This is a genomic window from Paenibacillus sp. VTT E-133291 (assembly GCF_002264395.1).
In the GTDB taxonomy this organism is placed as follows: Bacteria; Bacillota; Bacilli; order Paenibacillales; family Paenibacillaceae; genus Paenibacillus_AQ; species Paenibacillus_AQ nitricinens.
Genome location: NZ_NFVA01000275.1, coordinates 1 through 260, shown reverse-complemented (window position 1 = coordinate 260; position 260 = coordinate 1). Strand labels below are relative to the sequence as shown.

The window sequence follows — 260 nt, the reverse complement described above, 5'->3', positions numbered from 1 at the left end:
AGTGGGTGACGATGTAATGGCGCTCATACCACTACGCCAGACCGTTGTTATATCGCCGTTTACCGGATATGACCCGGATTACAACGAGCCGTCATATGGCGATGATTATACGCAGAAATGCCGTTTTAGTGAGGCGGTTAAACTCGTACGTAATCAGCACGGCGCGGAAGTCGTAAGCGTAGGCACGTTTTACTTCGATAAGCTTGCGGGAATATCGCTCGACGACCTTCTTACGTACACCAACGAACTATTAGCGGAGA

The 260-nt window shown here is 49.6% G+C and carries 1 protein-coding gene; it reads left to right on the top strand.

What is annotated here, in order from left to right; genetic code table 11:
* Window positions 1-16 precede the first annotated feature (16 nt).
* Window positions 17-260, top strand: a 244-nt coding sequence (locus CA598_RS31905) for a hypothetical protein (protein ID WP_143812516.1), incomplete at its 3' end; no start/stop codon positions are given.